Annotated in this window: 17 protein-coding genes; 5 read left to right on the top strand and 12 right to left on the bottom strand. The window is 54.9% G+C overall.

Going from position 1 to position 16,586, the window contains the following annotated elements; translation table 11 throughout:
* Window positions 1-13: 13 nt before the first annotated feature.
* Both ACOTYB_RS07445 and slyB read right to left on the bottom strand, forming a co-directional pair.
* On the bottom strand, window positions 14-1,378 hold the full coding sequence (locus ACOTYB_RS07445) for a GGDEF domain-containing protein (protein ID WP_023313968.1): 1,365 nt from the start codon (window positions 1,376-1,378) through the stop codon (window positions 14-16).
* Between the two features lie 193 nt (window positions 1,379-1,571).
* The gene (slyB, locus tag ACOTYB_RS07440) at window positions 1,572-2,039 is read right to left on the bottom strand and encodes an outer membrane lipoprotein SlyB (RefSeq protein WP_003857604.1); all 468 of its coding nucleotides are present in this window, start codon (window positions 2,037-2,039) and stop codon (window positions 1,572-1,574) included.
* Between the two features lie 255 nt (window positions 2,040-2,294).
* On the opposite strand from slyB, the gene anmK reads away from it, so the two are divergent.
* The 5 genes from anmK (at window position 2,295) to pdxY (ending at window position 6,877) form a co-directional block, all read left to right on the top strand.
* Window positions 2,295-3,419, top strand: coding sequence for an anhydro-N-acetylmuramic acid kinase (gene anmK, locus ACOTYB_RS07435; protein ID WP_022650944.1), 1,125 nt, complete (start codon window positions 2,295-2,297; stop codon window positions 3,417-3,419).
* A 93-nt stretch (window positions 3,420-3,512) separates the two neighbouring features.
* Complete coding sequence (mliC, locus tag ACOTYB_RS07430; protein WP_003857602.1) at window positions 3,513-3,836, top strand: C-type lysozyme inhibitor; 324 nt, start codon at window positions 3,513-3,515, stop codon at window positions 3,834-3,836.
* 57 nt (window positions 3,837-3,893) lie between these two features.
* Window positions 3,894-4,550 carry a pyridoxamine 5'-phosphate oxidase gene (pdxH, locus tag ACOTYB_RS07425; RefSeq protein WP_003857601.1) on the top strand — a complete coding sequence of 219 codons (657 nt, stop codon included), beginning with the start codon at window positions 3,894-3,896 and terminating at the stop codon, window positions 4,548-4,550.
* A 125-nt stretch (window positions 4,551-4,675) separates the two neighbouring features.
* Entirely contained in the window at window positions 4,676-5,950 is a 1,275-nt protein-coding gene (gene tyrS / locus ACOTYB_RS07420) for a tyrosine--tRNA ligase (protein ID WP_003857600.1), read from the top strand.
* 66 nt (window positions 5,951-6,016) lie between these two features.
* Window positions 6,017-6,877 carry a pyridoxal kinase PdxY gene (gene pdxY / locus ACOTYB_RS07415; RefSeq protein ID WP_058658201.1) on the top strand — a complete coding sequence of 287 codons (861 nt, stop codon included), beginning with the start codon at window positions 6,017-6,019 and terminating at the stop codon, window positions 6,875-6,877.
* Between the two features lie 90 nt (window positions 6,878-6,967).
* On the opposite strand, the gene gstA is transcribed toward pdxY, so the two are convergent.
* From gstA to ACOTYB_RS07365, 10 genes are all read right to left on the bottom strand, one after another.
* The gene (gene gstA, locus ACOTYB_RS07410) at window positions 6,968-7,573 is read right to left on the bottom strand and encodes a glutathione transferase GstA (RefSeq protein ID WP_003857598.1); all 606 of its coding nucleotides are present in this window, start codon (window positions 7,571-7,573) and stop codon (window positions 6,968-6,970) included.
* 105 nt (window positions 7,574-7,678) lie between these two features.
* A complete protein-coding gene (dtpA, locus tag ACOTYB_RS07405) occupies window positions 7,679-9,214 on the bottom strand; it encodes a dipeptide/tripeptide permease DtpA (RefSeq protein WP_421765788.1) in 1,536 nt (511 codons plus the stop codon).
* A 613-nt stretch (window positions 9,215-9,827) separates the two neighbouring features.
* Window positions 9,828-10,463, bottom strand: coding sequence for an endonuclease III (gene nth, locus ACOTYB_RS07400; RefSeq protein ID WP_003857594.1), 636 nt, complete (start codon window positions 10,461-10,463; stop codon window positions 9,828-9,830).
* Entirely contained in the window at window positions 10,460-11,146 is a 687-nt protein-coding gene (locus ACOTYB_RS07395; protein ID WP_003857592.1) for an electron transport complex subunit E, read from the bottom strand. Before ACOTYB_RS07395 ends, nth begins: the two co-directional genes overlap by 4 nt.
* Before the next feature lie 2 nt (window positions 11,147-11,148).
* Window positions 11,149-11,769 carry an electron transport complex subunit RsxG gene (gene rsxG / locus ACOTYB_RS07390; RefSeq protein ID WP_003857590.1) on the bottom strand — a complete coding sequence of 207 codons (621 nt, stop codon included), beginning with the start codon at window positions 11,767-11,769 and terminating at the stop codon, window positions 11,149-11,151.
* Window positions 11,770-11,779: 10 nt separating this feature from the next.
* A complete protein-coding gene (rsxD, locus tag ACOTYB_RS07385) occupies window positions 11,780-12,832 on the bottom strand; it encodes an electron transport complex subunit RsxD (RefSeq protein WP_409248979.1) in 1,053 nt (350 codons plus the stop codon).
* On the bottom strand, window positions 12,833-14,854 hold the full coding sequence (gene rsxC, locus ACOTYB_RS07380; protein WP_409248978.1) for an electron transport complex subunit RsxC: 2,022 nt from the start codon (window positions 14,852-14,854) through the stop codon (window positions 12,833-12,835). It abuts the gene before it with no gap.
* A complete protein-coding gene (rsxB, locus tag ACOTYB_RS07375) occupies window positions 14,847-15,425 on the bottom strand; it encodes an electron transport complex subunit RsxB (RefSeq protein ID WP_003857583.1) in 579 nt (192 codons plus the stop codon). The genes rsxC and rsxB overlap by 8 nt, the downstream gene beginning before the upstream one ends.
* Complete coding sequence (gene rsxA, locus ACOTYB_RS07370) at window positions 15,425-16,006, bottom strand: electron transport complex subunit RsxA (RefSeq protein ID WP_003857582.1); 582 nt, start codon at window positions 16,004-16,006, stop codon at window positions 15,425-15,427. The genes rsxB and rsxA overlap by 1 nt, the downstream gene beginning before the upstream one ends.
* Before the next feature lie 76 nt (window positions 16,007-16,082).
* The gene (locus ACOTYB_RS07365; RefSeq protein WP_220153777.1) at window positions 16,083-16,523 is read right to left on the bottom strand and encodes a DUF2569 domain-containing protein; all 441 of its coding nucleotides are present in this window, start codon (window positions 16,521-16,523) and stop codon (window positions 16,083-16,085) included.
* Between the last annotated feature and the right edge of the window lie 63 nt (window positions 16,524-16,586).

The following is a 16,586-nucleotide window of genomic DNA, read 5'->3' as shown; positions in this document are numbered from 1 at the left end:
TGCAAGGCCTTTGTCATGTTCTGAACACCACCACCCGGTTGCGGCCCGTCTCTTTTGCCTCGTACATGGCTTTATCCGCGCTTTCCACACAGGTTTCAGCGCTGGTTTCCGGCGAGGTAGCGGTGAATACTCCCATACTAATGGTAATCGGTTCCGGAAGCTGCCCACCGCTGCTGGCCTTGTCAAACCCGCTCAACTTGAGGCGAATACGTTCGGCAACCTGATGCGCGACATCGGACGGTGTATTTGTCAGCATGAGCACAAACTCTTCGCCGCCGATCCGCGCCGCGATATCCTGCGGTCGCACCGAATCGGTCAACAGGTTTGAGACAAACTGTAAAACCCTATCCCCCTGCAAATGACCGTAGCAGTCGTTAATGCGTTTAAAACGGTCAAGATCGCTCACGACCACCGACACCGGATGTGTCACCGTGGCCGTGTTTAGCGCGTGATTTAATGAATCATAGAAATAGCTGCGATTATAAAGACGGGTGAGGGGGTCGCGGATGGAATTTTGATAAGACTGCTGATATTTTACATGCGAGTCACGATACAAATTAAATACGTCGGAAAGTAAGATGAAAATAATCATTAACGTAGCGACAGTTTCGAATAACCGTGCCCGGTACCATGAAATATCTTCAGCGTGTCCGCCTAACAATAGCATGAGCAGAGTGACGATATAACAGACACATAAAAAATTGCCGCCGACCCAAAACAAATTCCTCACGCGGGTAATGGCCAACAGGGTGATTAACGTTACTACCCACAGGACGATCAAAATGATATTGATCGCCTGGCTCCAGAGAACCATAAACTGTCGGGTTTCATTATCCACCAGGTCCAGTGTGAGCAGGGTTGAATGGCTGGAATAGAACAATGCCAGCCCAAGCATACAGCCCGTAAAGAGCGAGGCGCCGACAACGATACCAACATGGGCGCTTCGTGAGAGCGCAGAATTGCGCAGGGTATACAGTAATGCTGCGACGATCATCAGCACCGCCATTAAAAAGTGGCGGAACATGTAGAAAATCATGGCGTCGTTATAGTTCGCTTCGTTGAACTGATAGAGATCAAGCCAGGCCGGGAAGCTGGCCAGTGTCCCCACCATCAGTAACGCCGAACCGGCAAAGGCCAGGGCAATGGGAACAAGATATAATCGCCTTTTGTCGCACCAGTATTTCATTGCCATAAAACAGGCAATAAACAGATGGAACACCAGAAGAAATATCGTCAGTGTAGGGAAAAACAAAGGTGAAAACGAAGGAACCCATTCAACAAGTTTTATAAAAAAACCTTGTAATACGGCAATGATAACAATGCACCCAAGCGCGAAGGCCACAAAGCGGTTCTTTACAAATCGACAGATCGCAAGCATAGAGAATTTAAAAATTAAAAAAGGAAAAAGAGATTGCGAAGAGTCTAAGCGAGGGAAATAAAAAATACTTTGCGCACGGACAAGAGCGGGTGAAATGAATAATTCACCATGTGAATATATTGTGCCAATATATTATTGGAAATGATGATTTTGGTAAATGGATGCGGTCTGAAAGACCACATCCATCAGGATATTAACGCGGGGAGACGGTGACCTGGCTGCCGTTGCTTGCAAGAACAACACGCTGGCCAGCAGAGAAGCGGGTGTTACCCTGTTTCTGCACAACCATAATAGTGCTGCCATCGTCTTTGCGGATTTCCAGCTCAACGCCCTGAGTTTTGTTCATCGCACCCTGAACGCCCTGACCCGCTACGCCGCCTGCAACTGCGCCCGCTGCGGTCGCCAGAGAACGTCCGGTGCCGCCGCCAATGGTATTACCCAGGAAACCACCCAGCACAGCACCGCCGATTGCGCCCACCACGTTCGTGTCATCGCCACCCTGAATCTGAACAGGACGGGCATTAACGATAGTACCGTATGTCACGTTCTGTACCTGTTTAGCTTCAGAAGCACTATATACGTCGCCGGAGAGTGAACTGTCATTCACACAACCCGCCAGTGTTAAACCAATCAGCGAAACGCCCAGTACACGTAAAATCATTTGACTCTCCTGTTCACCAAAAAACGCCCGGTTGGGGCATCCGTTATGGCTAAATTATATGGCATTCCTGACCACAGTTCATATCTTTGCATGCCGAATAAATAAATTTTACCTGAACAGGGCTTAACGGGACATAAACAAACATCGCCTGTGCTACAGGTCTGAGATTGTTAAAAATTATTATCACCGCATAGCAAAGCCGCGTTATTTATGATGGAGTGTTTGCACTTAGCCCATGTAACGTAAGGAAAGCGCATGAAATCGGGTCGCTATATCGGTGTGATGTCTGGTACCAGTCTTGACGGTGTGGATGTCGTTCTGGCCGCCATTGATGAAAACATGGTGGCGCAGCAGGCAAGCCTGACCTGGCCAATTCCGGTCTCGTTAAAAGAAGAGATCCTGAACATCTGCCAGGGGCAACAGCTGACGCTTTCCCAACTGGGCCAACTGGATGTGCGTCTGGGGGCGCTGTTTGCTGATGCGGTACTGGCCCTGATGCAGCAGGAAAGACTCCACCCGCAGGATATCGTGGCAATAGGCTGCCATGGGCAGACCGTCTGGCATGAACCTGTCGGCGAGGCGCCGCACACGATGCAAATTGGCGATAACAACCAGATTGTGGCAAAAACCGGCGTGACGGTGGTGGGCGACTTCCGCCGTCGCGATATGGCCCTCGGCGGGCAGGGGGCGCCGCTGGTTCCGGCATTTCATCAGGCGCTGCTGGCGCACCCGGTAGAGCGCAGGATGGTCCTGAACATCGGCGGGATCGCCAACCTGTCGATGCTTATTCCCGGGCAGCCCGTGCGGGGGTACGATACCGGACCCGGTAATATGCTGATGGATGCCTGGATTTGGCGTCAGAGCGGTAAAGCCTATGACAAAGACGCGCAGTGGGCCAGCCAGGGGAAAGTGATCCTTCCCTTGCTGCAAACCCTGTTAAGCGATCCTTTCTTTGCTCTGCCTGCGCCAAAAAGCACGGGGCGGGAATATTTCAACTACGGCTGGCTTGAACGTCAGCTGGCGCGCTTCCCCGGCCTTGCGCCTCAGGATGTTCAGGCTACGCTGACGGAGCTCACCGCGGTGTCGATCTCTGAACAGGTGTTGCTGAGCGGCGGGTGTGAGCGCTTGCTGGTATGCGGAGGCGGAAGCCGAAACCCGCTGGTGATGGCACGCCTCGCCGCCTTGCTGCCGGGCACCGAAGTCACGACCACTGATGAAGCCGGGATCAGCGGAGACGATATGGAAGCGCTGGCCTTCGCCTGGCTTGCCTGGCGTACGGTTGCCGGTCTGCCGGGTAATTTACCCTCCGTAACCGGTGCGCGGGAGGCGAGCGTCCTCGGGGCCATTTTCCCCGCAAACCCGCGCCATAATCAGAGTTAACTGAAATTCAGCGGGAGGCGTAACCCGTAAAATAGGGAAAAACAGGAGGGCGGTTAGGCCCTCCAGGACCAGGATAGTCTTCGGAATCTGCCCATGAAAAAACTTCTTCTCATTGCTGTACCTTTTCTTATGACCGGATGCAGCGTCTATAACCAGTTCGTTGAGCGTATGCAAACCGATACGCTGGAATATCGTTGTGATGAAAAACCGCTGACGGTGAAGCTGAACAACCCGCGTCAGGAAGCCAGCTTTGTTTATGACAATAAGTTGTTGACGCTGAAGCAGGGAATGTCGGCCTCCGGTGCGCGCTACTCAGACGGGATCTACGTCTTCTGGTCGAAAGGCGACAGCGCCACCGTCTACAAGCGTGACCGCATTGTGCTGAACAATTGTCAGCTTCAAAATCCGAAGCGTTGAGATTTTTGAAGGGGGCGCGCACAATAGCGCCACCCAATCTCACTTTCAGCTAACGCCATGTCAGATAACGACGAACTACAGCAAATTGCGCATCTGCGCCGTGAATACACCAAAGGCGGTCTGCGACGCCAGGATCTTCCCGCCGAACCGCTGGTGCTTTTTGAACGCTGGCTGAAGCAGGCCTGCGAAGCGAAACTGGCCGACCCGACCGCGATGGTTGTTGCCACGGTTGATGAAAATGGTCAGCCGTATCAACGCATCGTTCTTCTCAAGCATTATGACGAGAAAGGGCTGGTGTTCTACACCAACCTGGGCAGTCGTAAAGCGCATCACCTTGAAAATAATCCGCGTATTAGCCTGCTCTTCCCGTGGCATATGCTTGAGCGCCAGGTGATGGTTACCGGCAAGGCGGAGCGCCTCTCTACGCTCGAAGTGGTGAAATATTTCCACAGCCGCCCGCGCGACAGTCAGATCGGTGCCTGGGTCTCTAAACAGTCCAGCCGAATCTCAGCCCGCGGCGTGCTGGAGAGTAAATTCCTCGAACTCAAACAAAAGTTTCAGCAGGGTGAAGTACCGCTGCCGAGTTTCTGGGGCGGGTTCCGCATCCCCATTGAGCAGATGGAATTCTGGCAGGGCGGTGAACACCGTCTCCACGACCGCTTTTTATACCAGCGCGACAACGGTGGCTGGAAAATCGACAGACTGGCACCGTAATCCCCAAAATTTGTTGATTTAAGCGCTAGCGCACACCGCGCTGGCGCTTTATTCTATGGTCCTTTCGCATCAGGCGAAAAGTCGTGTACCGGCAAAGGTGCAGTCGTTTATACATGGAGAATTTGATGGCAAGCAGTAACTTGATTAAACAATTGCAAGAGCGGGGCCTCGTGGCCCAGGTGACGGACGAGGAAGCGTTAGCAGAGCGACTGGCGCAAGGCCCGATCGCGCTCTATTGCGGCTTCGATCCCACCGCTGACAGCTTGCATTTGGGGCATCTTGTTCCATTGTTATGCCTGAAACGCTTCCAGATGGCCGGCCATAAGCCTGTCGCTCTGGTTGGCGGCGCGACCGGTCTGATTGGCGACCCAAGTTTCAAAGCCGCTGAGCGTAAGCTTAATACCGAAGATACCGTGCAGGAGTGGGTGGATAAGATCCGTAAACAGGTTGCACCATTCCTGGATTTCGACTGCGGTGAGAACTCTGCGATTGCGGCGAACAACTACGACTGGTTTGGTGGCATGAACGTGCTGACGTTCCTGCGTGACATCGGCAAACACTTCTCTGTTAACCAGATGATTAACAAAGAAGCAGTGAAGCAGCGTCTTAACCGTGACGACCAAGGTATCTCTTTCACCGAGTTCTCTTACAACCTGTTGCAGGGGTATGACTTTGCCTGCCTGAACAAGCTGCACGGCGTATCTCTGCAAATTGGCGGTTCCGACCAGTGGGGTAACATCACCTCCGGTATCGATCTGACCCGTCGCCTCCACCAGAATCAGGTGTTTGGTCTGACCGTGCCGTTGATCACCAAAGCAGACGGTACCAAGTTCGGTAAGACCGAAGGCGGCGCGGTATGGCTGGATCCGAAGAAAACCAGCCCGTATAAATTCTACCAGTTCTGGATCAACACGGCGGATGCCGACGTTTATCGCTTCCTGAAGTTCTTCACCTTTATGGATATCGAAGAAATCAATGCGCTGGAAGAAGAAGACAAGAACAGCGGTAAAGCACCACGCGCCCAGTACGTGCTGGCGGACGAAGTAACCAAACTGGTTCACGGCGAAGAAGGTCTGGCGGCGGCGAAACGCATTACGGCGAGCCTGTTCAACGGGACCCTGAGCGATTTAAGCGAAGCGGATTTCGAACAGCTGGCGCAGGATGGCGTACCGATGGTGGAGATGGAAAAAGGCGCCGATCTGATGCAGGCGCTGGTGGACTCCGAGCTCCAGCCGTCTCGCGGTCAGGCGCGTAAAACCATCGCCTCTAACGCGATCACCATTAATGGCGAAAAACAGGCCGATCCGGAATACACCTTTACCGAGAACGACCGTCTCTATGGTCGCTACACGCTACTGCGTCGCGGTAAGAAAAATTACTGCCTGGTCTGCTGGAAGTAATTAAAAGTATGCAGGGGCGTGGGAAACCACGCCCCTTTTGTTTTGACAGGGTTTGGTAAGTACAACATGAAGAACATCCTCGCCATTCAGTCCCACGTTGTGTTTGGACATGCTGGCAACAGCGCTGCGGAATTCCCGATGCGCCGCCTCGGCGTTAACGTCTGGCCCCTCAATACCGTCCAGTTTTCGAATCACACCCAGTACGGTAAATGGACCGGCTGCGTGATGCCGCCGTCGCATCTGACGGAAATCGTTCAGGGGATTGCGGATATCGACCAGCTTAAACGCTGCGATGCCGTACTGAGCGGCTATCTGGGATCGGCGGAGCAGGGGGAGCACATCCTCGGCATTGTGCGCCAGATGAAAGCGGCAAACCCCGCGGCGAAATATTTCTGCGATCCGGTGATGGGACATCCGGAAAAAGGCTGCATCGTAGCGCCGGGCGTTGCGGAGTTTCATGTCCGTCATGCATTGCCCGCCAGCGATATTATTGCCCCCAACCTGATTGAACTGGAGATCCTCAGCGAGCATCCGGTTAACAGCGTAGAAGAGGCTGTAAGCGCCTCTCGCGAGCTGATCGCCCAAGGGCCAGAGATTGTACTGGTGAAACACCTGGCACGCGCAGGGTTGAGCCAGGACCGTTTTGAGAAGCTGCTGGTGACGAAGGATGAAGCCTGGCATATCAGTCGACCGCTAGTGGATTTCGGTACACGTCAGCCTGTCGGGGTCGGGGATGTGACCAGCGGTTTGCTGCTGGTGAAACTATTGCAGGGCGCGAGCCTGCGCGATGCGCTGGAGCACGTCACCGCAGCCGTTTATGAAATCATGATTGCGACGAAGACGATGCAGGAATATGAGCTCCAGGTCGTCGCGGCACAGGATCGCATCGCGAAGCCGGAGCACTATTTTAGCGCAACGCAGCTATAGACACTGCCCGGCGGCGCTGCGCTTGCACGGGCCTACGGAATTTGTAGGCCGGGTAAGCGTCAGCGCCACCCGGCTCCCCAGGCCGCTCCGTTAATTCAACCCTTCCGCTTTCAGAGCCGCCGCCACCGCAGGACGCTCCGCCACGCGCGTCATATACGATGCGACATGGTCTAATCCTTCCATGTTCAACTTAACCGCGCGCGCCCAGCGCAGAACGGTAAACAGATAGGCATCGGCGATAGTGAAACGCGAGCCACAGATCCACTGGTCGTCTTTCAGCGCGTCGTTAACGTACTGCAACTTTTTCTCCAGCAGCGCGCGCACGGTAGGTTTGTACTCTTCTGGCGTGTCCGGGCGGAACAGGGGCGTAAAGCCTTTGTGCAGTTCGGTGGCAATATAGTTCAGCCACTCCAGCGTTTTATAACGCGCAATGCTGCCGGTGGGGGCAAGGAGCTGACGATCCGGTACGTTGTCCGCCAGGAATTGCATAATCGCCACCCCTTCGGTCAGCAGGGTGCCATCATCCAGCAGCAGGGCCGGAACCTGCCCTTTTGGGTTAATCGCAAAAAAGTCATCCCCGTTTTCCAGGCGCTTTTTCATCAGGTCAACGCCGTCCAGCGTGAAATCTTTACCGCTCTCGCGAAGCGTAATATGGGAAGCAAGAGAGCAGGCGCCCGGTTTATAGAACAGTTTCATCGGTAACTCCTTTTTGCTGAGGTTCCAGCTATGTTAGTGCGCGTTCGGATAAAAAAAAAGCCGCTAATCAAATAGCGGCTTCTGTTCAGTCGTTTCCCGATGACATTACGCGTTCGCGGTTTTAATCGCTTTAGCGGATTTGTCGTCGTCCTGCGTCATACGATTCAGTTTAGGTGCGGTCAGCAGCATCAGTACGGCAATCACGGCGGTTGCGATACCAATTTGCATGAACACGGTGCCGTAGACATTCAGGGAAACCAGCGGGTCGGTAACGTTGTCTGGTACCGCCATCAGGTTAGCAATTTTACCTGCGATGATGGCCGCGCCAGCGGTAGTCAGGAACCAGCTACCCATGATGAAGCCCATCAGACGCTGAGGGACCAGCTGCGCAACCATCGCCAGGCCCAGACCGGAGATCATCAGTTCACCGATGGATTGCAGCGCATAGCTCAGGATCAGCCAGTTAACAGAAACGATACCCGCGTCGGTCGCGAATTTCGTCCCCAGCGGCAGCACCAGGAATGCGCCAGAGCACAGCACCATACCGATAGCGAATTTGTGCGGCATAGGCAGACGGTCGCCCATCTTGTTATAGATAGCGGCCAGAATCGGGCTACCAATCATGATCCAGAACGGGTTCAGGGCCTGATACTGCTCCGGCTCGAACGCGATACCGAGGATGGAGTGCTCAACGTTGCGGATAGCGAAGAAGTTCAGAGACGTTGGCATCTGGCTGTACAGAACGAAGAAGATGATTGCTTCCAGCATCAGAATGAACGCCACAATCATCTTACGACGTGCCGCACCCTGCATCGCGAAGGCTTCTTTCGCGAAGATAATCACGATACCCAGCGCAACCACGCCCAGTACGGCACGTGCAACGCCCTGGTTATGCAGCAGCCAGGTGGCGACAGCGGCCAGGATCACGATGCCGACGATGGTTGCCAGCAGTTTGCCCATGTGCACGGGTTCGAAGTCTGGTTTTGAACCATAGTCTTTAACCCAGCTACGGCAGAACAGGAAGTTCACAACGGTGATCAGCATACCCACGAAGCTCAGCGCAAACGCTACGCTCCAGCCGAATTTTGCGGCCAGCCATGGGGTTGCCAGCATAGAGAAGAAGGAGCCGATGTTGATGGACATGTAGTACATGGTAAATGCACCGTCCAGACGTGGGTCATCTTTGCTGTAGCAGGTAGAGAGCAGGGAAGATGGGTTCGCCTTGAAGAGGCCGTTACCTACCGCGATGGTAGCCATGCCCATGTAAACCACACCTGCATCGTGCCCGGACCAGGCAACCAGCCCATAGCCAATCGCCAGAACAACGGCGCCCAGCATAATGACTCGTTTAGTACCGAGGACTTTATCGCCTAACCAGCCGCCGATAGCGACGAGGCCATACACCAGGGCGCTGAAGGAAGAGAATAGCGTGATGGAATCGGCTTCAGACATACCCAGCTGTTTAACCAGGTAAACCGCCATGATCCCTTGCAGGCCGTAGTAGCCAAAACGTTCCCATAATTCGATAGAGAAAATGAGATAGAACGCTTTAGGCTGTTTGAAAGCGTTAAGACTTACGCTCTCATCTGTTGGTTTATTGTTTGCACTCTCATCTGTTGGTTTATTGTTTGCAGTAGACACATATACCTCTTTTTTTACATCCCATATTAACGGGGGTGTTCATAGCGTGATGACCGTAGTACATCCGCTTTATAGTTATATTGGGAGGGGAAACGGCGGGTAATGTTCACTATCCAGCCCCATCTGGCAATACGTTTGTAATAATCTGTTACATATAACTCTGGCGGTATAATCATCGGTTCACGCAAATGTTATGCAGCTTTAAATTTCATTGGTTGAAAATTAGCGGTTTTTTTGACTGTGAGCGACCCTGTTTAATGGCTGTATGGCGATATGTTCTGCTATTTCGGGTGATTGGCAGTGATATAGCCCATGTTCTGAAAAATGACTGGTCTTATGTGCGGTGTTGAATAGACGAAATCTTGTCTGATAAAGGGGGTGGGCGGGTTTTAACAACAAAAATCCAACATCAGGTTATCAGAGTGATCGCGATCACAGATGTATAGAAATTTTTGGTGATGAAAAAACTATTAACCTGTTTGAGTGTTAAATGACCGAAGAATCGACAATGCGTAAAGGAGAAAGAGAGGGCAATTTATGGTCAATCGAGAAGATATCAGAGCCCTTGTTAATTCTAAGGGCTTGAAGAGGTAAGAAGTAAGGTGGTTTACGCTCAGGGATAGACTTTTTCTTTGTATTCGCAGAGATCTTCGATAATGCAGGAACCGCAGCGTGGCTTACGGGCAATACAGGTATACCGTCCGTGCAGGATCAGCCAGTGGTGGCAGTCCACCTTAAATTCCGCAGGAACGACTTTTAACAGCTTCTCTTCAACCTCTTCCACGTTTTTACCCGGCGCGAAACGGGTGCGATTTGAGACGCGGAAGATATGGGTATCCACGGCGATGGTCGGCCAGCCAAACGCCGTGTTCAGCACCACATTTGCCGTTTTACGCCCGACGCCCGGCAACGCTTCCAGCGCGGCGCGATCTTCAGGGACTTCACCGCCGTGCTTCTCCAGCAGGATCCGGCAGGTCTTAATGACGTTTTCGGCCTTGCTGTTAAACAGGCCAATGGTCTTGATATAGGATTTCACACCTTCAACGCCCAGCTCCAGCATGGCCTGCGGCGTATTGGCGACAGGGTAGAGCAGGGCAGTGGCTTTATTGACGCTCACGTCCGTCGCCTGTGCAGAGAGCAGCACCGCGATCAACAGTTCAAACGGCGAGTTAAAGTTCAGCTCTGTCGTTGGATGAGGATTCTCATCGCGCAGGCGCGTCAGGATCGCAATGCGTTTCTCTTTATTCATACTGCTTTCTCGGGGATCCCTTCCTGTACGCTGCGTTCAGCGGCGCGGCGTTTACGTTTTTCATCAATCAGGTATTTTAACGCCAGCATCATCCCAAGGCCAATGAAGGCGCCAGGAGGTAGCATGGCCAGCAGGAACGGGGTGTCCGTATGGAACACCTCAATACGCAGCGACTTCGCCCAGCCGCCAAGCAGCGCGTCCGCACCGTCGAAGAGCGTACCGTTGCCCAAAATTTCACGCAGAGAGCCGAGGACGAACATGGCGGCAGTCGCGCCCATGCCGATGGAAAACCCATCCAGCGCGGATATGGCCGGATTGTTTTTCACGGCGAAGGCTTCAGCGCGGCCTACGACAATACAGTTAGTCACGATAAGCGGAATGAAGATCCCGAGCGACTGGTACAGGCCAAATGCGTAAGCGTTAATCAGCATTTGCACGACGCTGACCACCGACGCAATGATCATGACATAAATCGGAATACGGATTTCTGACGGCGTCCAGCGGCGCAAAACAGAAATGGAAAAGTTAGTCAGGGTCAGCACCAGCGTGGTCGCCAGCCCCAGCCCGAGCGCGTTGGTGGCGGTAGACGTCACCGCCAGCAGCGGACACAGCCCCAGCAGCTGCACCAGCGCGGAGTTGTTCTTCCAGAGACCCTGGACGATAACCTCTTTAACCTGGCTCATGGTCACTCCTCACAGGTGGAAAGATGATTGATCTGCGCGGGCAGCGTTTCGGCATACAGCCCGGCGCGCTTTACGGCGTTGACCACCGCGCGCGGGGTAATCGTGGCGCCCGTAAACTGGTCAAATTCGCCGCCATCTTTTTTCACCGCGAAAGCAGGATCGTCCTCGCCATGAATCATCTTTCCGGCGAAGTGTAAGATCCAGTCGCTTAAGCGTGTTTCAATTTTGTCGCCAAGGCCCGGCGTTTCGTGATGCTCCGTCACGCGCGTACCCAGTACGGTGCCGGAAAAATCGCTGCCCACCAGCAGCTGAATCGCACCGGAGTAACCGTCCGGCGCGGTGGCTTCCATGACGGCGCCCACGGGGTTATCGCCCTTGCGGGCAATATAAACGCGATGGGGTCCTTTACCAAGCTGCGGAGCCTGCACGACAAAGCAGCTTTTTTGCAGGTCATTATCGTAGAGATCGGATGGGATCACCTGATCGAACAGCGCTTTTTGCTGCTTCATTGCCTGCTCTGCAATGGTGGTTTTCGTCAGTTCATTTACCAGCGCGGTCAGCCCGGTGAGGGCGGCGGCGAAGATCGCCAGCGTGACGCCGTGTTTTTGCATTGTCTTGAGCATGGCGCGACCCTTAGCGATGACCGTACACGCGTGGACGCGTGTAGTAGTCGATGAGCGGAACGGTGATGTTAGCCAGCAGCACGGCAAATGCCACGCCGTCCGGATAGCCGCCAAAGCTGCGAATAAGCCAGACCAGCAAGCCTGCCAGCGCGCCGAAAATCAGTCGACCACGGTTGGTGGTAGAGGCGGTGACCGGATCGGTCAGAATAAAGAATGCCCCGAGCATGGTCGCGCCGGAGAGCAGATGGAGCTGCGGGCTGGCCAGTGACTCAGGTGAGATAACCCAGCCGAGCGTCGAGCAGACGGCCAGCGTCACCAGGAAGCTCACCGGAATATGCCAGCGGATCGCCTTCTGTTGCAGCAGGAACGCGCCACCCAACAGGTAGGCCAGATTGACCCACTGCCAGCCAGCACCTGCCAGTACGCCGCTGTAAATAGACGATTTCATCACCTGCTCCACGCTTTGTCCGGCACGCAGGGAGGTTTTGAAGGTATCGAGCGGAGTGGCCTGACTGATGCCGTCCACGCCCATGCGAAGCGCGTTCATATCTGCGCCCAGCGCGGTGTGGCCGGTAAAGATAACGTGCAGGGCATCCATAAAGCCGGGCACCGTGGCGGCGATCTCATGCGGCGGCAGCCAGCTGGTCATCTGTACCGGGAAGGAGATCAGCAGTACTACGTAGCCAATCATCGCCGGGTTAAACGGGTTATGGCCCAGCCCGCCGTACAGCTGCTTGGCGATGATCACCGCAAACACCGTTCCCAATACCACCATCCACCACGGGGCGAACGGGGGAATGCTGATGGTCAGCAACAGGCCGGTCAACAGGGCGGAGTTATCGCTCAGGATGCGAGTCACCTCCATTTTGCGCAGCTTCAGGATCGCGGCTTCCGCTGCGACGGCACTGGCGCAACCCAGAACTAACTGGAAAAGCGTACCCCAGCCGAAAAACCAACACTGTACGGCAATACCTGGCAGCGCGGCCAGGCACACCAGCATCATAATACGCGATGTCTGGCGCTGGTTATGGGTATAAGGGGAACTTGCAATTCTGAAAACCATTTAATCCTCGTTAACGGCTTGCTGCGCGGCTTTCTTTGCCTGAACGCGCGCAATCGCGGCGGCGACTGCGGCTTTGCGTGGATCGTCATTAGCGGCCGCAGGCAGTTCGTCCTGCTGTGCCGCTTTTCGTGCTTTGGCACGGGCGATGGCCGCTTCAACGGCGGCTTTACGCGGATCGACAGGGGCTTCACTCTCTTCGGCAGGTTGTAGCTGTGCCGCTTTACGTGCTTTGGCGCGGGCGATAGCGGCTTCAACGGCCGCCTTGCGCGGATCCGTCGCTTCCTGTTCAACCACCACTGTCTGCTGACCGGCTTTGCGGGCTTTTGCCCTGGCAATAGCCGCTTCCACCGCCGCTTTACGCGGGTCGATGTCGGCTTCCGGTTTGGCGTTTTGCGCTTTCTCCGCCTGACGCGCGCGTGCTTCGGCTTTCCGCGCTTCGCGGGCTGCAATCGCTTCGCTGTTGTCCGGTTTTTCTCCCGGAGCGATCACAACCGTCTGGGCGGCGGTGGCTTTCTTCTCGCGTACGCGGGCCAGGGCTGCGTTAATGGCATCCTGATCTTTCGCCGCAGGCTGCACGGCAGCCTGCTTATGGCGTTCCTGACGGGCTTGTTTCTCGCGCTCCAGTCGCGCCTGGCGCGCTTCAAAGCGGGCCTTCGCTTCAGCGGCACGTTTTTCTTCCATGGAGATGGCGTAGATTTCAGCTTTCTCCTGACGGAAATACTGCACCAGCGGAATATTGCTTGGGCAGACCCAGGCGCAGGCACCGCATTCAATACAGTCAGCCAGGTTATGCGCCTGGGCTTTATCGTGCAGCTGGCCTTTGCTGTACCAGTACAACTGCTGCGGCAGTAAATCTGCCGGGCATGCGTCCGCACAGGCGCTACAGCGTATGCAACCTTTCTCTTCCTGCGTTTCGCCCATCTCCGTCAGGGAAGGGGCAAGCAGGCAGTTGGTAATCTTCACCACCGGCACATCAAGCCACGGCAGGGTAAAGCCCATCAGCGGGCCGCCCATAATGACCAGTTGATCGCTACCCGGGCAGAAGCCAGCCTGTTCCAGCAGATGACGCACCGGCGTACCCAGACGCGCCCAGATGTTGCCGGGACGGGAGACGGACTCGCCGGTCAGCGTGACGACGCGCTCGGTCAATGGCTCGCCGTCAATCACCGCACGTTTCACCGCGTAGGCAGTCCCCACGTTTTGCATCAGCACGCCGATGTCGGACGAACGGCCCCCGTGGGGGACCTGTTTGCCGGTCAGGATCTGCGTCAGCTGTTTTGCCCCGCCGGACGGATATTTGGTCGGGATCACGCGCAGGGCGATATCATGGCTGTCCGCCAGAACCGCACGCAGCATCGAAATGGCCTGCGGTTTATTGTCCTCAATACCGATCAGCACTTCGCGGGGTTGCAGGATATGCGCAAGAATGCGAATACCTTCCACCACCTGCGCGGCACAGTCCTGCATCAGACGGTCATCGGCGGTGATGTACGGTTCGCACTCGGCGGCATTGATGATCAGCGTTTCGATTTTATCGCCGCCGCCGTGAAGCTTAGCGCCGGTCGGGAAGCCTGCGCCCCCCAGACCCGCCACGCCGAACTGATGAATGCGTTCAATCAGCGCTTCACGGCTGTGGGAACGGTAGTCGCTCCAGCCGTCACGCTCGATCCAGCGGTCTTCACCATCGGCTTCAATGATCACGCTCAGCTCAGACAACGCCGACGGATGGGCAACGGTATGGGGGGCAACAGCCACCACCTTACCGGAAGTCGGGGCATGTATCGGCAACATCCGTCCGCGACCAAAGGTCAGCGGCTGGCCGCGAAGAACGCTATCGCGTTCTTTCACGCACAATTCGCCTTCCGCGCCGATATGCTGTTTCAGGGGCATAACGTAACGGGTCGCCAGCGGGATCTGGCGCAGCGGCGTGCCGTTAGACTGCGATTTCATCTCAGGCGGATGAATGCCGCCGTCGAAATCCCAGATCTTCTCTTTTCTGAAGGCAGAAAATAACTTAAGCATGTTGTTCCACAGGAATATTGCGAACCGGAATGGTCTGAAGGTCCCACTTCCAGTTTTCGGTAGTCGTTTCAACCGGGCGTAGTTCTATACACTGCGTCGGGCAGGGCGCCACGCAGAGATTACAGCCGGTGCACAGATCCGCCACAACGGTATGCATCGCGCGCGTTGCGCCCACAATGGCGTCAACAGGACACGCCTGAATACATTTTGTGCAGCCAATGCAGTTGGCTTCGTCGATAACAGCAAGGGCACGAACAGGCTCCTGGGCCTGTTCATCGCCGTCGACAGGCTGGGGATCGACGTTCAGCAGGGCAGCTATTTTAAGCATGACCGCTTCGCCACCCGGCGCGCAGCGGTTGATCTTTTCTCCCTGCACGCCCACCGCCTCAGCGTAAGGGCGGCAGCCAGGGTAGCCGCACTGCCCGCACTGGCTCTGAGGTAAAAGTTCATCAATTTTTTCAACCACCGGATCGTCCTCCACCGCAAACCGGCGGGAGGCGTAACCCAGAATGATGCCAAAGACGAGTCCCAGCACGCTGATGGACGCGATGGCAATCCAGATAGCACTCATTACAACTTCACCAGACCACTAAAGCCCATAAAGGCCAGAGACATTAAACCTGCGGTCACCAGAGCGATGGCGTTACCGCGAAACGGCGCGGGAATATCCGCCGCGGCCAGACGCTCGCGAATCGAGGCGAACAGGACCATAACAAAAGAAAAACCGACCGCGGCGGAAAAACCATACAGCGCCGATTGCAGGAAATTATGCCCAAGGTTGATATTCAGTAGCGCCACGCCCAGCACCGCACAGTTAGTGGTGATGAGGGGCAGAAAAATACCCAACAGGCGATACAGGGCAGGGCTGGTTTTCCGCACCACCATTTCGGTAAATTGCACCACGACCGCAATGACCAGAATAAAGGCCAAAGTGCGCAGGTAGAGCATGTCGAGCGGGATTAGGATCCAGGTATCAATCAGCCATGCGCAAATGGAGGCCATCGTCATCACGAAGGTGGTTGCCAGCCCCATGCCCATTGCCGTCTCCAGCTTTTTGGAGACGCCCATAAACGGGCACAGGCCAAGGAACTTCACCAGTACGAAGTTATTCACCAGCACAGTTCCGACAAAGAGCAGTAAGTAATCGGTCATTATTTAGCCTGAAATAAAATAGCCGCCTATTATCGGATAAACGACAACAGGCCACAACAGGTTAACTGTAAGGTTATTACGGGTTGACAAAGGTCTTCTTAACGCGCGTCGAACGCTTGAAATAAGGGACCAGAAGCGCCGTCGCCAGTAGCGGAAACAGTAAATGGCGAACCGCCAGCGCGTCAGACACAGGCGAGAAAGCGAACGCTTTGACAGCCAGCAGCACGGAGACCAGCAGCCAGATAATGTAATGCTTTGGCACGCTTTTGCGGCGTTTGAAGAAGGCGATAGTCAGCCACAGCGTGTAGTACCACATCGCGATCGCGAAAACGAACGACACAAACCACGTCGCAATATTGAGCGCACTCTGGGACATCAGTGTCTGGATAGCATGAGGCGTAACCAGTGCGGTGGTGTAAAGCAACAGCGCCAGTGAAGCGCTTAATAATGCCACCAGCAGCCATGCCAGCGGGGCGATTAACCAGCCCCCAATTCTCTCTCCAGGCAATGCGGTCATACGCTCTCCCATAGTCTGCGCGAAATGTTATACAGAAATTTGCAGGGCGGAGAGTATATAACA

It is taken from the genome of Enterobacter cloacae complex sp. IR5450 (assembly GCF_049238665.1).
Classification (GTDB): Bacteria; Pseudomonadota; Gammaproteobacteria; order Enterobacterales; family Enterobacteriaceae; genus Enterobacter; species Enterobacter hormaechei_C.
This window is presented reverse-complemented; position numbering and strand designations above follow the sequence as displayed.

What these genes read in the sequence shown, in the direction of transcription:
- tyrS (WP_003857600.1), top strand. Translation starts at nt 4,676, where the DNA reads ATGGCAAGCAGTAACTTGATTAAACAATTGCAAGAGCGGGGCCTCGTG.
- ACOTYB_RS07365 (WP_220153777.1), bottom strand. Translation starts at nt 16,523, where the DNA reads ATGACCGCATTGCCTGGAGAGAGAATTGGGGGCTGGTTAATCGCCCCG.
- slyB (WP_003857604.1), bottom strand. Translation starts at nt 2,039, where the DNA reads ATGATTTTACGTGTACTGGGCGTTTCGCTGATTGGTTTAACACTGGCG.
- rsxA (WP_003857582.1), bottom strand. Translation starts at nt 16,006, where the DNA reads ATGACCGATTACTTACTGCTCTTTGTCGGAACTGTGCTGGTGAATAAC.
- anmK (WP_022650944.1), top strand. Translation starts at nt 2,295, where the DNA reads ATGAAATCGGGTCGCTATATCGGTGTGATGTCTGGTACCAGTCTTGAC.
- rsxD (WP_409248979.1), bottom strand. Translation starts at nt 12,832, where the DNA reads ATGGTTTTCAGAATTGCAAGTTCCCCTTATACCCATAACCAGCGCCAG.
- ACOTYB_RS07445 (WP_023313968.1), bottom strand. Translation starts at nt 1,378, where the DNA reads ATGCTTGCGATCTGTCGATTTGTAAAGAACCGCTTTGTGGCCTTCGCG.
- nth (WP_003857594.1), bottom strand. Translation starts at nt 10,463, where the DNA reads ATGAATAAAGAGAAACGCATTGCGATCCTGACGCGCCTGCGCGATGAG.
- mliC (WP_003857602.1), top strand. Translation starts at nt 3,513, where the DNA reads ATGAAAAAACTTCTTCTCATTGCTGTACCTTTTCTTATGACCGGATGC.
- pdxH (WP_003857601.1), top strand. Translation starts at nt 3,894, where the DNA reads ATGTCAGATAACGACGAACTACAGCAAATTGCGCATCTGCGCCGTGAA.
- gstA (WP_003857598.1), bottom strand. Translation starts at nt 7,573, where the DNA reads ATGAAACTGTTCTATAAACCGGGCGCCTGCTCTCTTGCTTCCCATATT.
- ACOTYB_RS07395 (WP_003857592.1), bottom strand. Translation starts at nt 11,146, where the DNA reads ATGAGCCAGGTTAAAGAGGTTATCGTCCAGGGTCTCTGGAAGAACAAC.
- rsxC (WP_409248978.1), bottom strand. Translation starts at nt 14,854, where the DNA reads ATGCTTAAGTTATTTTCTGCCTTCAGAAAAGAGAAGATCTGGGATTTC.
- pdxY (WP_058658201.1), top strand. Translation starts at nt 6,017, where the DNA reads ATGAAGAACATCCTCGCCATTCAGTCCCACGTTGTGTTTGGACATGCT.
- rsxG (WP_003857590.1), bottom strand. Translation starts at nt 11,769, where the DNA reads ATGCTCAAGACAATGCAAAAACACGGCGTCACGCTGGCGATCTTCGCC.
- rsxB (WP_003857583.1), bottom strand. Translation starts at nt 15,425, where the DNA reads ATGAGTGCTATCTGGATTGCCATCGCGTCCATCAGCGTGCTGGGACTC.